The organism is Zoogloea sp. (assembly GCF_041904905.1).
GTDB lineage: Bacteria > Pseudomonadota > Gammaproteobacteria > Burkholderiales > Rhodocyclaceae > Zoogloea.
This window is the reverse complement of sequence record NZ_JAYRMI010000036.1, coordinates 21,779-38,609: the sequence shown is the minus strand read 5'-3', so window position 1 is coordinate 38,609 and position 16,831 is coordinate 21,779. Positions and strand designations below refer to the sequence as shown.

Below are 16,831 nucleotides of genomic sequence, written 5' to 3'. Positions count from 1 at the left end.
GTTGGAGATGCTCTTCGAGCCGGGCAGGCGGACGCTGCCCGCGGCCTTCTGCATGGGCGGCAGATCAATGAATTCCATGGGGGGCTCCTCGTTCGGATGGGGGGCGTTGCGTCCGCAGCCGACGATGGGCGGAACGCTCACGGCGATCGGGTGGGCGGCTCACTCGCCGGAGGGCGGAGCCGGGAAGGCCTTGTCGGCCCAGGTGTTGCGGGCGCGGCTGGCGTCGGCGAAGACCGCCTCCAGCGCCGGGCCGTCGCCCGCCGCCAGCAAGGCGCGCAGATAGGCCAGCTCGGAAAGATAGGCGTCAAGCTCGGCCAGCAGCGAATGGCGGTTGGCCACGCAGATGTCGCGCCACATCTCGGGATGGCTGCCGGCGACCCGGGTGAAATCCCGGAAGCCGCTGGCCGCGTAGCTGAAGAGCTGCTCGGCGTTGGCGCGACCGGCCAGATCGTGCACCAGCCCGAAGGCCAGCAGATGCGGCAGGTGGCTGACGGCGGCGAAGACACGGTCGTGCTCCTGGGGGCTCATCTCGTGGAGCACCGCACCGCAGGCGGCCCACGCCTCGCGCACCCGGGCGATGGCCTCGGGGCGGTTCTCGGGCAGCGGCGTGACGACCACCTTGCGCCCGGCGTAGAGTTCGGCCCGGGCGGCCACCGGGCCGCTCTTCTCGGCTCCGGCGATGGGGTGGGCCGGCACCACGTTGGGCAGGCGGTGGCCCAGGTGGCGGTAGATGGCCTCGATCACGTCGCGCTTGGTGCTGCCGGCATCGGTGACGATGGTGTCGGGGCCCAGGTGCGGTGCGATGGCGGCAGCCACGGCGTCCATCTGGCCGACCGGCATGGCCAGCAGGACCAGATCGGCCCCCTGCAGGGCCTCGGCCCAGTCGGTGGAGATCTCGTCGATCAGGCCCAGCTCGCGGGCCTTGGTCAGGGGCTCGGGGCGACGCCCGACGCCGACGATGCGATTGACCACCCCCGCCTGCCGTAGCGCCAGGGCGAAGGAGCCACCGATCAGGCCGACGCCGCAGACGACCAGCTTGTCGATCTTCTTCACGCCGGGCACCGCTCAGGCCAGGGCGGCAGGCAGGGCTTCGAGGAAGCGGGCGTTCTCGCTCTCGAGGCCGATGGACACGCGCAGCCACTCGGGCATGCCGTAGCCCCCGATGGGGCGGACGATCACGCCCTGACGCAGCAGGCGCTGGTTGACGCCGGCGCCGTCGCCCACCTTGAAGGTGACGAAGTTGCCGTAGGACGGGATCCACTCCAGCCCCAGGCGCCGGAAGCCGTCGCACAGCTGGCGCATGCCCGCGGCGTTGAGTTCGAAGCTGCGCTGGAGGAAGTCGTCGTCGAACAGCGCGGCGGCCGCGGCGGCGAGGCCCGGGATGCACACGTTGAAGGGCTGGCGCACCCGATTGAGCAGGTCGATCACCGCCGGGTTGCCGATGCCGTAGCCCACCCGCAGGCCGGCCAGGCCATAAGCCTTCGAGAAGGTGCGGCTGACCAGCAGGTTGGGGAAGCGGGCAACCCAGGCGATGGCGTCGTAGCGGTCGGCCGGGGCGAGGTACTCGGTGTAGGCCTCGTCCAGCACCACCAGTACATCCGCCGGAACGCGGGCGAGGAAGGCCTCGAGCTGGGCGCCGGGCAGGAAGGTGCCGGTGGGATTGTTGGGGTTGGCGATGAAGATGACGCGGGTGGCCGGGGTGATCGCCGCCAGCATGGCGTCGAGATCGTGGCCGAAAGCCTTGGCCGACACTTCGATGCCGCGGGCGCCGGCCGCCTGGGTGGCGAGCGGGTACACCGCAAAGGCGTGCTGGGCGTAGATGGCGGCGCGGTCGGGCCCGAGGAAGGCGCCGGCGACCATCTCGAGGATGTCGTTGGAGCCGTTGCCCAGGACGATCTGGTTCATCGCCACGCCGTAGCGGCGGCACAGGGCGTCCTTCAGCTCGAAGCCGTTGCCGTCGGGGTAGCGGGCGATGTCGGCGAGCGACGCCTGCATCGCGGCGCGGGCCTTCTCGCCCACGCCGAGGGGGTTCTCGTTGGAGGCGAGCTTGACGATGGATTCCTCCGCCAGCCCCATCTCGCGGGCCAGTTCGGAAATCGGCTTGCCGGGCTGATAGGGTGAGATCGCCCGGATGTGGGCGGGCGCCAGATCACACAAACGCATCGGAGACTCCAGGAGGGATCAGTACACGGCCTGGGGGTAGGAACCCAGCACCTTGAGACAGGCGGCACGTTCGGCCAGGGCATCGAGGGCGGCCTTGACGGCGGGGTCTTCCCGATGGCCTTCGACGTCCACGTAGAACACGTATTCCCACAGGGCCGAGCGGGCCGGGCGGGATTCGAGGCGGCTCATGGACACGCCGGCGTCGGCCAGCGGGGCAAGCAGCTCGTGCATGGCGCCGGGGCGGTTGCTGGCGGACATGATGAGCGAGGTCTTGTCGGCGCCGGAGCGGCCGGCATCGTGACGGCCCAGCACGAAGAAGCGGGTGGTGTTGTTGGGCTCGTCCTCGATGTTCTCGACGAGACGCGGCAGGTCGTAGCGGTCGGAGGCGGCCTCTCCGGCGATGGCGGCGGTGCCGGGCTCGAGGGAGGCCAGCCGGGCCGCTTCGGCGTTGCTGCCGACGGGGATCCGCGGCACGCCCGGCAGCGACCGGTTGAGCCACTCATGGCACTGGGCCAGGGACTGGGCATGGGAATACACCTTGCGGATGTCGCCCAGGCTGGTCTCGCGGGTCATCAGGTGCTGGTGGATGCGCACGACCACTTCGCCGCAGATCTTGAGCGAGGTGTCGAAGAGCAGGTCGAGGGTGCGGCCGACGGCGCCTTCGGTGGAGTTCTCGACCGGCACCACCCCATATTGGGCATGACCCGCCTCCACCTCGCGGAACACGTCGTCGATGCTGCCCTGGGGCGCCAGCCGCGCGGCGTGGCCGAAGTGCTTGACCGCGGCGCTCTCGGAGAAGGTGCCCAGCGGCCCGAGGAAGGCGACGCCAAGGGGGTTCTCGAGGGACAGGCAGGCGGACATCACCTCGCGGAAGAAGAAGGTGACGCTCTCGTCGGGCAGCGGCCCGGCGTTGAGATCCTGGATGCGGCGCAGCACCTGCGCCTCGCGCTCGGGGCGATAGACCTGCCCGAACTCGCCGTACTTGGCCTTGATCTCGCCCACATGCTGGGCGCAGCGGGCGCGCTCGTTGAGCAGCGCCAGAATCTGCGCGTCGATGGCGTCGATCTGGGCGCGGACCACCCCCAGCTCCTGCAGCATCCCCTCGTTCATGCCCTCTCCTGAAAATGCGCCGCTCACGCCCGGCGCGCGGCGAAATCCTGCATCAGCTCGGCCAGCGCATCAACGCCTTCGAGCGACATGGCGTTGTAGATCGACGCCCGCATGCCCCCCACCGACTTGTGGCCCTTGAGCCCTTCGAGCCGACGCTCGGCGGCCTCGGCCAGGAAGGCGGCATCCAGCGCACCGTCGGCGAGGGTGAAGGGCACGTTCATGCGCGAGCGGCAATCGGCCGCCACCGGGTTGCGGTAGAAGCCGCCGCTGCCGTCGATGACCTCGTACAACCGCCTGGCTTTGGCGATGTTGGCCGCCTCGACGGCCGCCACGCCACCCGCGGCGAGCAGGTGCTTGAAGATCAGCCCGGCCAGATAGATGCTGAAGGTGGGCGGCGTGTTGAGCATCGAGCCGTTCTCGGCCATCACCGAAAAATCCATCACGGTGGGCGTGGTGGGCGCGGCCTTGCCCAGCAGGTCTTCGCGGACGATCACGATGACGAGGCCCGCCGGGCCGATGTTCTTCTGGGCGCCGGCGTAGATCAGGCCGTACTTCGAGACGTCCATCGGCCGCGACAGGATGTGCGAACTCATGTCGGCCACCACCGGCACGCCAGCGGGCGTCTCGGGCAGGTCGAACATCTCGACGCCATGGATGGTCTCGTTGGTGCACAGATGCACATAGGCCGCCGATGGATCGAAGCTCAACTCGCCAGCGCCCGGCAGACGGGTGAAGGCGTCGGCCTCGGTGGAGCCCGCCAGCCGCGCCTGGCCGACGCGCTGGGCTTCCTTGATGGCCTTCTTCGACCACGAACCGGTGACCACGTAATCCGCCGAACCGCCGGCCAGCAGGTTCATCGGGATCTGCGCGAACATCTGGGTGGCGCCGCCCTGCAGGAACAGCACCTTGTAGTTGGACGGGATGCCCATCAGCGTGCGCAGGTCGGCCTCGGCCTCCGAGATGACGCGGGTGAAATCCTTGCCCCGGTGGGACATCTCCATGATGCTCATGCCGCGACCGTGCCAGTCGAGGAGTTCGTCGCGGGCCTGCTCGAGCACCGGGGTGGGCAGCACTGCCGGCCCGGCCGAGAAATTGAAGATACGCATCGTGAAATTCCTTCCTTACTCTGCTGCGGCCTCCGGCGCATCGCCGGCGGTTTCCTGCTCGTCTTCGTCGCTTTCGAGGATCTTCTGCACACCGGAGAGCGTGCTGCCCTCATCCACCGAGATCAGGGTGACACCCTGGGTGGCGCGGCCCATCTCGCGAATCTCGGAGACACGGGTGCGCACCAGCACCCCGCCGGTGGTGATGAGCATCAGCTGATCCTTCTCGGTGACCAGCGTGGCGGCGACGACCTTGCCGTTACGGTCGGAGGTCTGGATCGCGATCATGCCCTTGGTGCCACGACCGTGGCGGGTGTATTCGGCGATCGGGGTGCGCTTGCCGAAGCCGTTCTCGGTGGCGGTGAGCACGCTCGGCGATTCGTCGCCGGAGACCACCATCGCGATCACGCTCTGGCCTTCCTCGAGCATCATGCCGCGCACGCCGCGAGCCTGACGGCCCATCGGACGCACGTCGTTCTCGGAGAAGCGCACCGCCTTGCCGGCGTCGGAGAACATCATCACATCATGCTTGCCGTCGGTGATCGCCACGCCGACCAGGAAATCGCCCTCGTCCAGCCCCACGGCGATGATGCCAGCCTTGCGGGGGTTGGAGAAATCGGTGAGCGGGGTCTTCTTGACCGTGCCCTGGGCGGTGGCCATGAACACGAAGTGGCCTTCGTCGAACTCTTTGACCGGCAGCACCGCGGTGATCTTTTCGCCCTCCAGCAGCGGGAAGAGGTTGACGATGGGCTTGCCGCGGGAGTTGCGGTTGCCTTCCGGCACCTCATACACCTTGAGCCAGTACAGCCGGCCGCGGTTCGAGAAGCACAGGATGTGGTCGTGGGTGTTGGCCACGAAGAGCTGGTCGACGAAGTCGTCGTCCTTCACCGCCGCCGCCTGCTTGCCCCGGCCGCCGCGCTTCTGGGCGCGGTAGTCGGTGAGCGGCTGGCGCTTGAAGTAGCCGGTGTGGGACAGGGTGACCACCATGTCCTGGGGCGCGATCAGATCCTCGATGTTGATGTCGGCGGTGTTCATCACCACCTCCGAGCGGCGCGGATCGCCGAACTGCTGCTTGATGAGCGAGAGTTCGTCGCCGATGATCGCGGTGATCCGCTCCGGGCGGGCCAGGATGTCCAGCAGGTCGGCGATGTTGTCCATCACCTCGCGGTACTCGGCGACGATCTTGTCCTGCTCGAGGCCGGTGAGGCGCTGCAGGCGCAGCTCGAGGATGGCCTGGGCCTGGGCGTCGGAGAGGCGGTAGCCCTGCTCCGACAGGCCGAACTCCGGCGCCAGCCCTTCGGGGCGGAAGGCGGCGGCGTCGGCAACGGCGCGATGGAGCATCTCCTCGACCAGCGCCGAACGCCACTGGCGCCCCATCAGCGCGCGCTTGGCTTCCGGCGGCGTCGGCGCGGCCTTGATGAGGGCGATGATCTCGTCCACGTTCGACAGCGCAACCGCCAGACCTTCGAGGATATGGCCGCGCTCGCGGGCCTTGCGCAGTTCGAAGATGGTGCGACGGGTGACCACCTCGCGCCGGTGGGCGAGGAAGCAGTCGATCATCTGGCGCAGGTTGAGCAGGCGCGGCTTGCCATCCACCAGCGCCACCATGTTCATGCCGAAGGTGTCCTGCAGCTGGGTCTGCTTGAACAGGTTGTTCAGCACCACGTCGGGCATCTCGTTGCGCTTGAGCTCGATGACCACGCGCATGCCCGACTTGTCGGATTCGTCGCGGATCTCGCTGATGCCCTCGATCCGCTTTTCATTCACCAGCTCGGCGATCTTCTCGAGCAGGGTCTTCTTGTTAACCTGATACGGAATCTCGTCGACGATGATCGCCTGCCGGTCGCCCTTGCCGATGTCCTCGAAATGGGTGCGCGCGCGCATCACCACCCGACCGCGGCCGGTGCGGTAGCCTTCATGGACGCCGGCGAGGCCGTAGATCAGGCCGGCGGTGGGGAAATCCGGCGCCGGGACGATCTTGATGAGTTCGTCGATGGAGACATCCGGCTCCTGCAGCAGGCGCAGGCAGGCGTCGACGACTTCGGTGAGGTTGTGGGGCGGGATGTTGGTCGCCATCCCCACCGCGATGCCGCCCGAGCCGTTGATGAGCAGGTTCGGGATGCGCGCCGGCAGCACCAGCGGCTCTTTTTCGGAGCCATCGTAGTTGGGGCCGAAGTCGACGGTTTCCTTGTCGATGTCGGCCAGCAGCTCGTGGCCGATCTTGGCCATGCGGATTTCGGTGTAACGCATGGCCGCCGCGCTGTCGCCATCCACCGAGCCGAAGTTGCCCTGGCCATCCACCAGCATGTAGCGCAGCGAGAAATCCTGGGCCATCCGCACGATGGTGTCGTACACCGACTGATCCCCGTGGGGGTGATACTTACCGATGACGTCGCCGACGATACGGGCGGATTTCTTGTACGCCTTGTTCCAGTCGTTGCCCAGCTCGTGCATCGCGAAAAGCACGCGCCGATGCACCGGTTTCAGGCCGTCGCGCACATCCGGCAGGGCCCGCCCGACGATCACGCTCATCGCGTAATCCAGGTAGGCGTGACGCATCTCGTCTTCGAGGCTGATGGGGAGAGTTTCTTTGGCGAACGGGATCATGGCACCGCGAGGGAATCGACTATTCGTCGAAAAGACGAAAAAGCGAAAGTTTAGCACGCCGCCGCAAGCCGCTTCCGGCTCGAATCACCCGCCCGGAAGCCTTGCAGCCCATCGCACGCGTTGTGATGGCCCATCTTCATATGCTCTAATCGCCGGGTCAGTCACCATCACGAGACGGGCGCCCCGAGCGCCCCTTCCACTTTGAGGAGGAAACCCATGATCGCAGCGAAGTTCCGCCTGGCATCCGCCACCGTCCTGATGCTCGCCAGCCTGTCGGCGATGGCCCAATCGAAGGACATCGTCGTCGACCCGAAAGGCGAAGTCCCCTACGCCATCGACCAGCGCAACGTCGTCGTCAAGAGCGGCACCGACCTGTGCTGGCGCACCGGCTACTGGACCCCGGGCGCCGCCGGCGAAGTGAAGGCTGGCGAGCTGCCCGTCGGCTGCGAATGCGACAAGGACGTCGTCGGCGCCGAAAAGTGCGCACCGCCCACCGCCCGCGCAGCCGCACCGGCTGCCCCCGCCGCGCCGGCCGCCCCGGCTGTCGCGCCCAAGTGCGACTTCACCAGCAACCTCTCCGCCGACACCGGCTTCGCCTTCAACAAGGCCGCCCTCACCCCCGCCGCCAAGGCCCACCTCGACAGCGCCATCGTTGCCAAGCTGGGCGCCTGCGCCAAGGTCACTGCGGTCATCGTCACCGGCCACACCGACCGCCTCGGCTCCCAGAGCTACAACCAGAAGCTCTCCGACAAGCGCGCCGACGCCGTCCGCGCCTACCTCGTCAGCCGCGGCGTGGACGCCGAAGTGATCGACACCATGGGCGCCGGCAAGACCCAGCCGATCAAGAGCTGCGACGACAAGCTCGGTCGCAAGAAGCTCATCGAGTGCCTCGCCCCCAACCGCCGCGTCACCGTGGACGTCAAGGGCCCGGCCAAGTAAGGCCCGCCTGCAGGCACGCCGCACCGACCCCGCCCAGCGCGGGGTTTTTTCTGCCCACCCGAGAACCGCCATGACGCCGACGCCGGTCGACCTGCTCATCGAAGCCCGCTGGATCATCCCCGTTGAGCCGGACAACGCCACCCTCGAACACCACTCCATTGCTGTAAACAAAGGGCGCATCGCGGCCATCCTGCCCATCGGCGAAGCCCGCGCCAGGTTCGTCGCCGCCGAAACCGTCAGCCTGCCCGACCACCTCGTCACCCCCGGCTTCGTCAATCTCCACTGCCACGCCGCCATGACGCTCATGCGCGGCCTCGCCGACGACCTACCTCTGATGCGCTGGCTGCAGGAAGCCATCTGGCCGGCCGAATCGCGCCACGCCTCCCACGCCTTCGTACGGGACGGCAGCCTGCTGGCCGCCGCCGAGATGCTGCGCAGCGGCATCACCACCTGCAACGACATGTACTTCTACCCCGAGGCCACCGCCGAAGCCTTCGCGCGCCTCGGGCTACGGGGCGTCCTCGGCATCACCGTCATCGACTTCCCCTCCCAGTACGCCGCCGACGCCGACGACTACCTGCGTAAAGGCCTCGAAACCCGCGACGCCTGGCGCGACGACCCACTGATCCGCTTCGCCCTCGCCCCTCACGCCCCCTACACCGTCTCGAACAAGAGCTTCGAGCGCATCGGCGCCCTGGCCGACGAGCTGGAACTCCCGATCCACATCCACATCCACGAAACCGCCGGCGAAGTCGCCGACAGCATCCGGGACTTCGGCCAGCGCCCCATCGCCCGGCTCGACTCCCTGGGCGTGCTCGGCCCCAGCCTCATCGGCGTCCACGCCGTACACCTGGACGCGAGCGACATCGAACGGCTCGCCACCCACGGCTGCGCCATCGCCCACTGCCCCACCTCCAACATGAAGCTCGCCAGCGGCGCCGCACCGACAGCGGCCCTGCTCGACCGCCAGCTCGCCATCGGGCTCGGCAGCGACGGCGCCGCCAGCAACAACCGCCTCGACCTGCTGCGCGAGATGCGACAGGCGAGCCTGCTCGCCAAACTCCAGACAGGCGACGCCGCCGCCCTCCCCGCCCACCGCGCCCTGCGCATGGCCACCCTCGACGGCGCCCGCGCCCTGGGGCTCGACGCCGAGATCGGCTCCATCGAACCCGGCAAGTCCGCCGACCTCGCCGCCCTCAGGATCGACGACCCGGACGACCTGCCTTGCTACCATCCGGCATCCCACCTCCTCCACGTCCTCGACCGCCGCGCCGTCTCGGACGTATGGGTCGGTGGACAACAGCGCCTCAAGCATGGGAAACTGTTGCAAATAACCAACACCGAGCTATTGGGCATCGCCCGCCTATGGCAGAATAAGCTCCGCCAATGAATTGGATATGCTGCCTGAGTTCATAGTGCGCTCGGGCGGGATGGATGAATTTTCCGGTTCTACCCCTTTGCCTTGCGACGAGGAAAACGATGATCAAACAAGCCAAACAACAACTGCTGATGGCCGCCGCACTTGCCGCTCTCGGCCTGTCCGCTTCCGCCAGCTTCGCCAAAGACGTCGTTGTCGATACGAAAGGCGAAGTGCCTTACGTGATCGACGGCCGCAATGTCGTCGCGCGCAGCGGTTTCGACCTGTGCTGGCGCACTGGCTACTGGACCCCGGCCGCCGCCACCAACACCCTGCAGGCTGGCAACAACCTGCCGGTTGGCTGCGAGTGTGACAAGGATGTCGTTCCTGCCGACAAGTGCGCCCCGGCTGCCGCCGCTCCGGCCGCTGGTGCCAAGGCTGCCGCCCCGGCCGCCGTCGCTCCGGTTTCCGACAAGGTCAAGCTGGCTGCCGACGCCCTCTTCGAGTTCGACAAGGCCGTCCTGCTGCCCGCCGGCAAGGCCAAGCTCGACGATCTGGCCGCCAAGGCCAAGAACGTGAAGCTGGAAGTCATCCTGGCCGTCGGCCACACCGACCGCATCGGTGGCGACGCCTACAACCAGAAGCTCTCCGAGAAGCGCGCCGCCGCCGTCAAGACCTACCTGGTCGGCAAGGGCGTCGAAGCCAACCGCGTGTACACCGAAGGCAAGGGCGAGAAGCAGCCCGTGACCGCCGGCAAGTGCAACAACCTCGGCAAGGAAAGCGGCAAGAACAAGAAGCTGGTCGAGTGCCTGCAGCCGGATCGTCGCGTCGAAATCGAAGTCATCGGCACCAAGTAATTCGCCGACCTTCAGCTTTTGCGCTGACCTCAAAAAGCCCTGCCCTGCAGGGCTTTTTGTTTTTCGGCCCGCGCGCAATACAATCGCACCCTGTCTCCCGCTGTAGCACCAACCGACAATGAACGCCGATCCTGCCGAACTCCAGAAATTCAGTGACCTCGCCCACCGCTGGTGGGACCCCGAATCCGAATTCAAGCCTCTTCACCAGATCAACCCCCTGCGTCTCGACTGGATCGACAGCGCCGCCCGGATCGCCGGCAAGAAGGTGGTCGACATCGGCTGCGGCGGAGGCATCCTCGCCGAGTCCATGGCCGCTAGAGGCGCCCAGGTCACCGGCGTGGACCTCTCCGACAAGGCCCTGGGCGTCGCGCGCCTGCACCTTTACGAAAGCGGCCAGAAGGTCGATTACCGGCTCATCTCCGCCGAAGACCTGGCTCGCGAATGCCCAGCCAGCTTCGATGTGGTGACCTGCATGGAGATGCTCGAACACGTGCCCGACCCGGCCAGCACCATCAAGGCCTGCGCAGCCCTGGTCAAGCCCGGCGGACACGTCTTCTTCTCCACCCTAAACCGCAACCTCAAGTCCTACCTGATGGCGGTGGTCGGCGCCGAGTACGTCCTCAAGCTGCTGCCCATGGGAACCCACGAGTACGCCAAGTTCATCAAGCCGTCCGAACTCAGCCGTTACGTGCGCGACGCCGGCCTCGACGTGGAGGCACTCGTCGGCATGTCCTACAACCCGTTCAGCAAAGTCTACTCCCTCGGTAGCGACACCGACGTAAATTACCTGATGCGCACCACCCGTCGTGACTGAAGCCGTCTTCTTCGACCTCGACGGCACCCTCGCAGACACCGCACCCGACTTCGCGCTGATCCTGCACCGGATGCAGCGCGAGCAGGGCTGCACGCCCACGCCCTTCGACATCCTGCGCACCCAGGTATCCCATGGCGTGCGGGGCATGCTCGGCGTCGGCTTCGGGGTCACCCAGGACGACCGGGCCTACGCCAGCCTCGCCCAGCGCTTTCTCGATCTCTACGCCGACGGGCTCTGCGTGAAGACCAGCCTCTTCCCGGGCATGGCAGAACTGCTCGACGCCCTGGAACGGCGCGGCATCCGATGGGGCGTCGTCACCAATAAGCCTGAGCGCTACACGCACCCGCTGATCGCAGCCCTGGGCCTTGCCACGCGAAGCGCCTGCGTTGTCGGCGGCGATACGGCACCCCGCGCCAAGCCTCACCCCGACCCCCTGCTCCACGCCTGCAACGCGGCCGGCGTGAAGCCCGCGCACTGCCTATATGTGGGCGACGACATCCGCGACATCACGGCCGGGAAGGCCGCAGGCATGCGGACCCTCGCTGCAGCATATGGCTATCTCGGAGACGCCCACCCGATCGACACCTGGGGCGCCGACGCCATCATCGGCCACCCGCTCGATATCCTCTGTCACCTCGAAACCTGAGCGGGACGTGCTATGATCCAGAACTTTCCAGCCACCGCTGGAGACTAAGTATTGCATCACAAGGGGCTGACCTGGCTTCGACGTGGGTTGCAAAGCAGATCAGGGCATACCGAGGACCAGTCCCCTCGTAAATCCACTGGAAAACTACAAACGCCAACGACGAGCGTTTCGCTCTGGCCGCTTAAGGCCTAAGCCGCTGCACTGATTCGTTCCTGGGTCAGGTGGGGTCAAACCCATTGCAGCGTCATTTACAGGGACTAGCTAAGGATCGGGTTACTTGGTCCGGCGCGAAACTCAAGGTGACTCGCCCATGGTCGGCCTGCCGGCTGGCTAAACCCTGGGTTAAATCCAAGTAGGTCGGCTAAGTATGTAGAACTGACTGTAGAGGACTTGCGGACGGGGGTTCGATTCCCCCCAGCTCCACCAATTCAACGCCAAGTGGGTGACACCACTTGGCGTTTTTCATTGTATGCGGCCCTGGAGAGCAGCCCCGGAGGCACTCACACGGCGTGGAATCCGTCACTCGGGCTTCGTTGCAGATCCAGTCGATAAGCGAGCTGACCGGGCGCACGTCGCACTGCAGGAGCCAGTACGCCTTGTTGGGGTCGGGAGCAGGTCGGGGCGCGGGCAGGGCGATCAGGCGGCCGTCGGCGAGCATGGGCCCGATGATCTGCACCCGACCGAGCGCGATCCCTTGACCCGCGACGGCGGCGTGGATGATCCGGTCGTGCAGGTTGAAGCGCAGGATGCCCTTCGGCCTCACCCCGGCCCAGCCTTGCGAGGCCAGCCAGCGCTGCCACTGCCACGCGACGGAGGGATCGCCCTCGAAGTCGATCACGGTGGCTTATTCGATCAGGGCCGAGCTGTCCAGCCGGGTCAGCCCCAGGCTCGGATGCGCAACGGGAACAACGGCTTCGCCGAACAGGCGGATCGCGCCTTCCGGCATCGCGGGCTCCGGCCCGTAGCGGATCGCGATGTCCAGGCCGCCCTGGCGCAGATCCACGATCTGGTTGTTTGCCGAGATCCGCACCTCGATCACCGGGTGCTGCGCCTGAAAGGCACCAAGCCGTGGCAGCAGCCACAGGCCGACGAAGCCGATACTGGCGGTGATCGTCACCGGCCGTCGGCGCAGGCTTTCGGCCAGCACGCCCAGGGCGTCCTGCATCTGCAGTATCGCACCGTCGACAGCAACGAAGCGCTGCTCGCCTTCGGTCGTGAAACGGATGGCGCGGTGGGTTCGCTCGAACAGCTTCACCCCGAGCGCTGTCTCCAACCCGTGAATCTGGCGGCTCACCGCCGACTGGGTGAGGCACAGATGGCCGGCGGCCAGGGTGATGCTCATTCGCCGCTCCAGCCCGACGAAGCTCCGCAGGAGGTCGACCGAAGGCCCCCCGGAGAGGCTGACCGACATTACATTTCCTCATGCGAATCGGCGAACAATTCAATTGAGCGACCGCATCCGATCCATTCTAATGGAGGGGCTGCAACGAACCCACAACAGCACCGCACGCCGCTCGTAGCATGCGCCACACACATGCACGGACGCTTTTTCGGCAGCGGCCGCGCCAACCTAGGAGACCCACCATGACCCGCTGCCCCGACCCCAACTTTGCCGAGCGCGTATTGGCGAGCTTCGCGAAGCAGAACGCGATGCATCTGGTCAAGGCCAGCATGCCCGTGGTCCGGCACGGCGCGACGGAGATCCACCTCCCCCACTGGGACGGCATCGAGCAGCAGCACGGTTTTGTTCACGGGGGCGTGGTCGGGATGATCGCCGACTCCTCGGCCGGCTACGCGGCGATGACGGTAGTGCCGGCCAGCGCGTCGGTACTCACCGTCGAGTACAAGCTGAACCTGCTGGCGCCGGCCGATGGTGAGACGCTGATCGCCCGGGGGCAGGTGGTGCGGCCAGGGCGCACCCTGATCGTGACCAAGGCCGAAGTCTTCGCGGTGAAGGGCGGACACGAGACTCTCTGCGCACTGATGCAGCAGACCATCATGGTCATGCACGGCAAGACCGAGAAGTAGCCGATGGCCGGGGCCGCTCGCCCCCGTCGCCCCGGCACCCGCCCGACCGCCGGGCACCGCTCTGGATTGGATGTCATGTTCCGCACCCTTCGACGCCCCGATGTCTTCCCCATCGCCCTGGCGGCGGCCGGCATTCTGCTGGTCACCATGGGAACCCGCCAGTCGTTCGGCCTGTTCGTGAGCCCCATCAACGGGTCGACCGGGCTGGGCATCGCCTCCGTCAGCCTGGCCCTGGCGATTGGCCAGTTCGCCTGGGGTGCCGTCCAACCGTTGGCGGGAGCCCTGGCCGACCGCTACGGCCCCCGGCCGGTGCTCACGGCGTCGCTGGTCGCGCTGGCCGTCGGGTGCGCCGTCACCCCGTTCATGGATAGCCGCTTTGGCTTGGCGATGACCCTCGGCCTGCTGGCCTCGGCGGGCTCGGGCGGCGCCAGCTTCTCGGTGCTGATCGGCGCCGCCACCCAGCGCCTGCCGTGGGAAACGCGGGGCGCCGCCTCGGGCTTCATCAACGCGGGGGGCTCCTTCGGCCAGTTCGTGTTCGCCCCCCTGCTGCAAAAGCTGATCCAGAGCGTGGGGTGGATGGGTGCGATGGGCGCCATGGCCGTCGCGGCGCTGGCCGCACTTCCGCTGGTCGGCAGGGTCGCCGGCCCGGCGCAGACAGCCGCCCGGTGCAGCGACGATTCACGCCTCGGCCCAGCCGTCCGGGACGCGCTCGGGAACCCCAGCTACTGGCTGCTGCACGCGGGGTTCTTCACCTGCGGGTTTCACATTGCGTTTCTGGTCACCCACCTGCCGGGCGAGGTGGACCTGTGCGGCCTGCCGCCCAGCGTGGCCAGCAGCGCGCTCGCCATCATCGGCCTGGCCAACGTCTGCGGCAGCCTGTATGCCGGCGCCTGCGTTACGCGCTACCGCAGCAAGCACGTGCTGGCGGCGATGTACGCCGCCCGCGCCCTGCTGATCGCCGGGTATCTGTGGATGCCCCGCACCGAGTGGACCTATTACCTGTTTGCCGCCGGGCTGGGCTTCACCTGGCTGGCGACGGTCTCCCCGACCGCGGCGATTGTGGGCAAGCTCTTCGGCACGCGCTATCTGGCAACCCTGTTCGGGCTCACCCTGCTGTCGCACCAGATCGGCGGCTTTCTGGGGGCGTGGCTGGGCGGGGTGGCAATCGTCGAGTTCGGCGACTATCGGTGGATGTGGTACGCCGACATCGCGCTGGCAACGCTGGCGGCCCTGCTCAACCTGCCGATCCGGGAGGCGCCGATGACGGCCACCCGGACCACGCCCGCATCGCCCCCCTGAAACGATGCCGGCCAGCGCGCCGCCCTTGACGCGAAGCGGCGGTCGCCCCCATGATTGCCGGATGCAATTCCTCAACGCCACTTACGCCCCGATCACCCGCCGTGCCCTGCGTGCATGGCGTGCCGTGCTGCGTCCGTGGCCTGGGATGGATTAGCCCCTCACCGTTTTTCCGGTTTCCCCGAAAGGCCGCGGTTCTCACAGAACGCGGCCTTTGTGTTTTTCACGCCCCCGAAAGGAGCTTGCCATGTCGTACCCCACCCTCACCTCCCTCGCCGATGTGCGCCTCCGCATCGACGCCATCGACCGCCAGCTGGTGGCCCTGATCGCCGAACGCGGCGCCTGCGTGGCCCAGGCTGCCCGCTTCAAGCGTAGCGATGCCGAGGTTGCCGCGCCGGATCGGGTGGCCCAGGTACTGGCGCGCGTCCGGTCGCTGGCCAGCGAGCTAGGAGCCGACCCGCAGGTGGTCGAGGCCACCTGGCGCGCCATGATTGGCGCCTTCATCGAGTTTGAACGCGCCGCCCACGCCCAACTGCATCCACCCGCGCCCCAACACCCCGACTGATCCTGCAGGAGTCATCCCCATGTCCGTTCCGCTCGCTTACGTTTCGATCATCCTGATCTGGTCCACCACCCCGCTGGCTGTCCGCTGGAGCACCGAAGGCACCGGTTTTGCCTTTGCCGTGCTCGCCCGCATGCTGATCGGGGTTGCCGTTGCCACCCTCCTCCTGCGCCTCGGGCGCCATCCGATTCCCCTTCACGCCCGCGCCCGCCGCGCTTATCTGGTTGGCGGGCTCGGCCTGTTCGGCACCATGGCGCTCACCTACTGGGGCGCCCGCCATGTGGGCTCCGGGCTGATCTCGGTGCTGTTCGGCCTGTCGCCCATCGTGGCCGGGCTGCTAGCCACCCGTTGGCTGGGCGAGCATGGGCTCACGCCGCCCAAGCTGCTGGGCATGCTGCTCAGTGCGGCCGGGCTGGCGCTGATCTTCCTTCACGACGGCACGGCCACCGGTGGCAATGAGGCCGCCGGGGTGGCCGCACTGCTGGGCGCCGTGCTCGCCTCGTCCGCCAGCATGGTGGGGATGAAGCGCATCGGCGACGACAGCCCGCCGCTGGCCACCACCATCGGCTCGATCCTCGTGGCGCTGCCGCTGTTTGCGCTGTTGTGGCTCGCCACCGACGGCACCCTGCCCCGCGACGTGCCCCTGCGCACCGGCGGCGCGATTGCCTACCTGGGCGTGTTCGGGTCGGCGGTGGGCTTTGCGTTGTACTTCTACGTGGTGCGCCACCTGGAGGCATCGAAGGTGGCGCTCATCACCCTGATGACGCCGGTGCTGGCGCTGATGCTGGGCCATTGGCTCAACGGCGAGGCCATCGGCCCCCGGGTGGCTGCGGGCACCGGGCTGATCCTTGTCGGGCTGGCGCTGCACCAGCACACCGCGTGGCACGCGCTGCGTCGGCTGCGCGCCCGGGCGCGGCCCGATTGAGCGCGCGCCGCGCCCATGAAGAAGGGGCGGCCCCGCCCGGAGCCGCCCCTGCCAACAGGAACGAGGGTGTTGCCGGAGTCAGCAGCCGGCGGTCTTCTTGAAGGACTTGCTCTCGTTCTTGCCGCCGGCGTTGTCGTACTTGGCGCGGATCTCGTCGCCCTCGACGATCCGCTTGTCCTTGAACTTGTCGAGGGTGAGGTCGTCGGTGATGTTGATGGTCACGCTGTCGCCGGACTTGTTGTCCTTGAGGGTGGCGACAGCCGACTTGCCGTCGGCGGCCAGCTTGATCTTGGTGATGACGCCGACCATCTTCACGTCGTCGGCCACGGCCGGGGTGCTGAACGAGGCGGCCGACACCACGATCGCCGCAGAGAGCATCAGGTTGGAAAGAAGCTTGCGCATGGTTGGGTTCCTTTGAGCAATG

The 16,831-nt window shown here is 67.4% G+C and carries 15 protein-coding genes, 1 other RNA gene and 1 pseudogene; 10 read left to right on the top strand and 7 right to left on the bottom strand.

The window, feature by feature from the left end:
- Window positions 1-159 precede the first annotated feature (159 nt).
- From ACE3N6_RS11645 to gyrA, 5 genes are read right to left on the bottom strand one after another with little or no spacing between them, the layout of a single operon-like run.
- Window positions 160-1,053 carry a prephenate dehydrogenase gene (locus tag ACE3N6_RS11645; protein ID WP_374245929.1) on the bottom strand — a complete coding sequence of 298 codons (894 nt, stop codon included), beginning with the start codon at window positions 1,051-1,053 and terminating at the stop codon, window positions 160-162.
- Between the two features lie 12 nt (window positions 1,054-1,065).
- Entirely contained in the window at window positions 1,066-2,163 is a 1,098-nt protein-coding gene (hisC, locus tag ACE3N6_RS11640) for a histidinol-phosphate transaminase (RefSeq protein ID WP_374245928.1), read from the bottom strand.
- A gap of 18 nt (window positions 2,164-2,181) precedes the next feature.
- Window positions 2,182-3,273 carry a prephenate dehydratase gene (pheA, locus tag ACE3N6_RS11635; RefSeq protein WP_374245927.1) on the bottom strand — a complete coding sequence of 364 codons (1,092 nt, stop codon included), beginning with the start codon at window positions 3,271-3,273 and terminating at the stop codon, window positions 2,182-2,184.
- A 23-nt stretch (window positions 3,274-3,296) separates the two neighbouring features.
- A complete protein-coding gene (serC, locus tag ACE3N6_RS11630; RefSeq protein WP_374245925.1) occupies window positions 3,297-4,379 on the bottom strand; it encodes a 3-phosphoserine/phosphohydroxythreonine transaminase in 1,083 nt (360 codons plus the stop codon).
- 15 nt (window positions 4,380-4,394) lie between these two features.
- Window positions 4,395-6,983, bottom strand: coding sequence for a DNA gyrase subunit A (gene gyrA / locus ACE3N6_RS11625; RefSeq protein ID WP_374245924.1), 2,589 nt, complete (start codon window positions 6,981-6,983; stop codon window positions 4,395-4,397).
- A 216-nt stretch (window positions 6,984-7,199) separates the two neighbouring features.
- Between gyrA and ACE3N6_RS11620 the strand changes: the two genes are divergently transcribed.
- The 6 genes from ACE3N6_RS11620 (at window position 7,200) to ssrA (ending at window position 12,022) form a co-directional block, all read left to right on the top strand.
- Window positions 7,200-7,922: an OmpA family protein gene (locus ACE3N6_RS11620; protein WP_374245923.1), complete on the top strand. Its 723-nt coding sequence runs from the start codon at window positions 7,200-7,202 to the stop codon at window positions 7,920-7,922.
- A 70-nt stretch (window positions 7,923-7,992) separates the two neighbouring features.
- Window positions 7,993-9,312, top strand: a complete 1,320-nt coding sequence (locus tag ACE3N6_RS11615; RefSeq protein ID WP_374245922.1) for a TRZ/ATZ family hydrolase — start codon at window positions 7,993-7,995, stop codon at window positions 9,310-9,312.
- An 89-nt stretch (window positions 9,313-9,401) separates the two neighbouring features.
- Entirely contained in the window at window positions 9,402-10,136 is a 735-nt protein-coding gene (locus ACE3N6_RS11610; protein WP_374245921.1) for an OmpA family protein, read from the top strand.
- Between the two features lie 118 nt (window positions 10,137-10,254).
- Complete coding sequence (ubiG, locus tag ACE3N6_RS11605) at window positions 10,255-10,950, top strand: bifunctional 2-polyprenyl-6-hydroxyphenol methylase/3-demethylubiquinol 3-O-methyltransferase UbiG (RefSeq protein WP_374245919.1); 696 nt, start codon at window positions 10,255-10,257, stop codon at window positions 10,948-10,950.
- Window positions 10,943-11,596 (top strand): HAD-IA family hydrolase, encoded by a 654-nt coding sequence (locus tag ACE3N6_RS11600; RefSeq protein WP_374245918.1) that lies wholly within the window; start codon window positions 10,943-10,945, stop codon window positions 11,594-11,596. The genes ubiG and ACE3N6_RS11600 overlap by 8 nt, the downstream gene beginning before the upstream one ends.
- A 62-nt stretch (window positions 11,597-11,658) precedes the next feature.
- Window positions 11,659-12,022, top strand: a transfer-messenger RNA (tmRNA) gene (gene ssrA, locus ACE3N6_RS11595).
- A 166-nt stretch (window positions 12,023-12,188) separates the two neighbouring features.
- Here ssrA and ACE3N6_RS11590 read toward each other — a convergent pair.
- A pseudogene (locus tag ACE3N6_RS11590) lies at window positions 12,189-13,007 on the bottom strand (LysR substrate-binding domain-containing protein); the annotation flags it as partial.
- A gap of 173 nt (window positions 13,008-13,180) precedes the next feature.
- On the opposite strand from ACE3N6_RS11590, the gene ACE3N6_RS11585 reads away from it, so the two are divergent.
- The 4 genes from ACE3N6_RS11585 to ACE3N6_RS11570 all read left to right on the top strand — a co-directional run bounded on the left by ACE3N6_RS11585 (window position 13,181) and on the right by ACE3N6_RS11570 (window position 16,407).
- The gene (locus ACE3N6_RS11585; RefSeq protein ID WP_374245917.1) at window positions 13,181-13,624 is read left to right on the top strand and encodes a PaaI family thioesterase; all 444 of its coding nucleotides are present in this window, start codon (window positions 13,181-13,183) and stop codon (window positions 13,622-13,624) included.
- Window positions 13,625-13,699: 75 nt separating this feature from the next.
- Window positions 13,700-14,923 (top strand): MFS transporter, encoded by a 1,224-nt coding sequence (locus ACE3N6_RS11580; RefSeq protein WP_374245916.1) that lies wholly within the window; start codon window positions 13,700-13,702, stop codon window positions 14,921-14,923.
- A 244-nt stretch (window positions 14,924-15,167) separates the two neighbouring features.
- Window positions 15,168-15,485, top strand: coding sequence for a chorismate mutase (locus ACE3N6_RS11575; protein WP_374245915.1), 318 nt, complete (start codon window positions 15,168-15,170; stop codon window positions 15,483-15,485).
- A 19-nt stretch (window positions 15,486-15,504) separates the two neighbouring features.
- Window positions 15,505-16,407 (top strand): DMT family transporter, encoded by a 903-nt coding sequence (locus ACE3N6_RS11570; RefSeq protein ID WP_374245914.1) that lies wholly within the window; start codon window positions 15,505-15,507, stop codon window positions 16,405-16,407.
- A 78-nt stretch (window positions 16,408-16,485) separates the two neighbouring features.
- On the opposite strand, the gene ACE3N6_RS11565 is transcribed toward ACE3N6_RS11570, so the two are convergent.
- On the bottom strand, window positions 16,486-16,809 hold the full coding sequence (locus ACE3N6_RS11565; protein ID WP_374245913.1) for a hypothetical protein: 324 nt from the start codon (window positions 16,807-16,809) through the stop codon (window positions 16,486-16,488).
- Between the last annotated feature and the right edge of the window lie 22 nt (window positions 16,810-16,831).

Excerpts from the sequence above, each read along its gene's own strand:
- hisC (WP_374245928.1), bottom strand. The coding sequence starts at position 2,163 with ATGCGTTTGTGTGATCTGGCGCCCGCCCACATCCGGGCGATCTCACCC.
- pheA (WP_374245927.1), bottom strand. The coding sequence starts at position 3,273 with ATGAACGAGGGGATGCTGCAGGAGCTGGGGGTGGTCCGCGCCCAGATC.
- serC (WP_374245925.1), bottom strand. The coding sequence starts at position 4,379 with ATGCGTATCTTCAATTTCTCGGCCGGGCCGGCAGTGCTGCCCACCCCG.
- gyrA (WP_374245924.1), bottom strand. The coding sequence starts at position 6,983 with ATGATCCCGTTCGCCAAAGAAACTCTCCCCATCAGCCTCGAAGACGAG.
- ACE3N6_RS11620 (WP_374245923.1), top strand. The coding sequence starts at position 7,200 with ATGATCGCAGCGAAGTTCCGCCTGGCATCCGCCACCGTCCTGATGCTC.
- ACE3N6_RS11615 (WP_374245922.1), top strand. The coding sequence starts at position 7,993 with ATGACGCCGACGCCGGTCGACCTGCTCATCGAAGCCCGCTGGATCATC.
- ACE3N6_RS11610 (WP_374245921.1), top strand. The coding sequence starts at position 9,402 with ATGATCAAACAAGCCAAACAACAACTGCTGATGGCCGCCGCACTTGCC.
- ubiG (WP_374245919.1), top strand. The coding sequence starts at position 10,255 with ATGAACGCCGATCCTGCCGAACTCCAGAAATTCAGTGACCTCGCCCAC.
- ACE3N6_RS11585 (WP_374245917.1), top strand. The coding sequence starts at position 13,181 with ATGACCCGCTGCCCCGACCCCAACTTTGCCGAGCGCGTATTGGCGAGC.
- ACE3N6_RS11580 (WP_374245916.1), top strand. The coding sequence starts at position 13,700 with ATGTTCCGCACCCTTCGACGCCCCGATGTCTTCCCCATCGCCCTGGCG.
- ACE3N6_RS11575 (WP_374245915.1), top strand. The coding sequence starts at position 15,168 with ATGTCGTACCCCACCCTCACCTCCCTCGCCGATGTGCGCCTCCGCATC.
- ACE3N6_RS11570 (WP_374245914.1), top strand. The coding sequence starts at position 15,505 with ATGTCCGTTCCGCTCGCTTACGTTTCGATCATCCTGATCTGGTCCACC.
- ACE3N6_RS11565 (WP_374245913.1), bottom strand. The coding sequence starts at position 16,809 with ATGCGCAAGCTTCTTTCCAACCTGATGCTCTCTGCGGCGATCGTGGTG.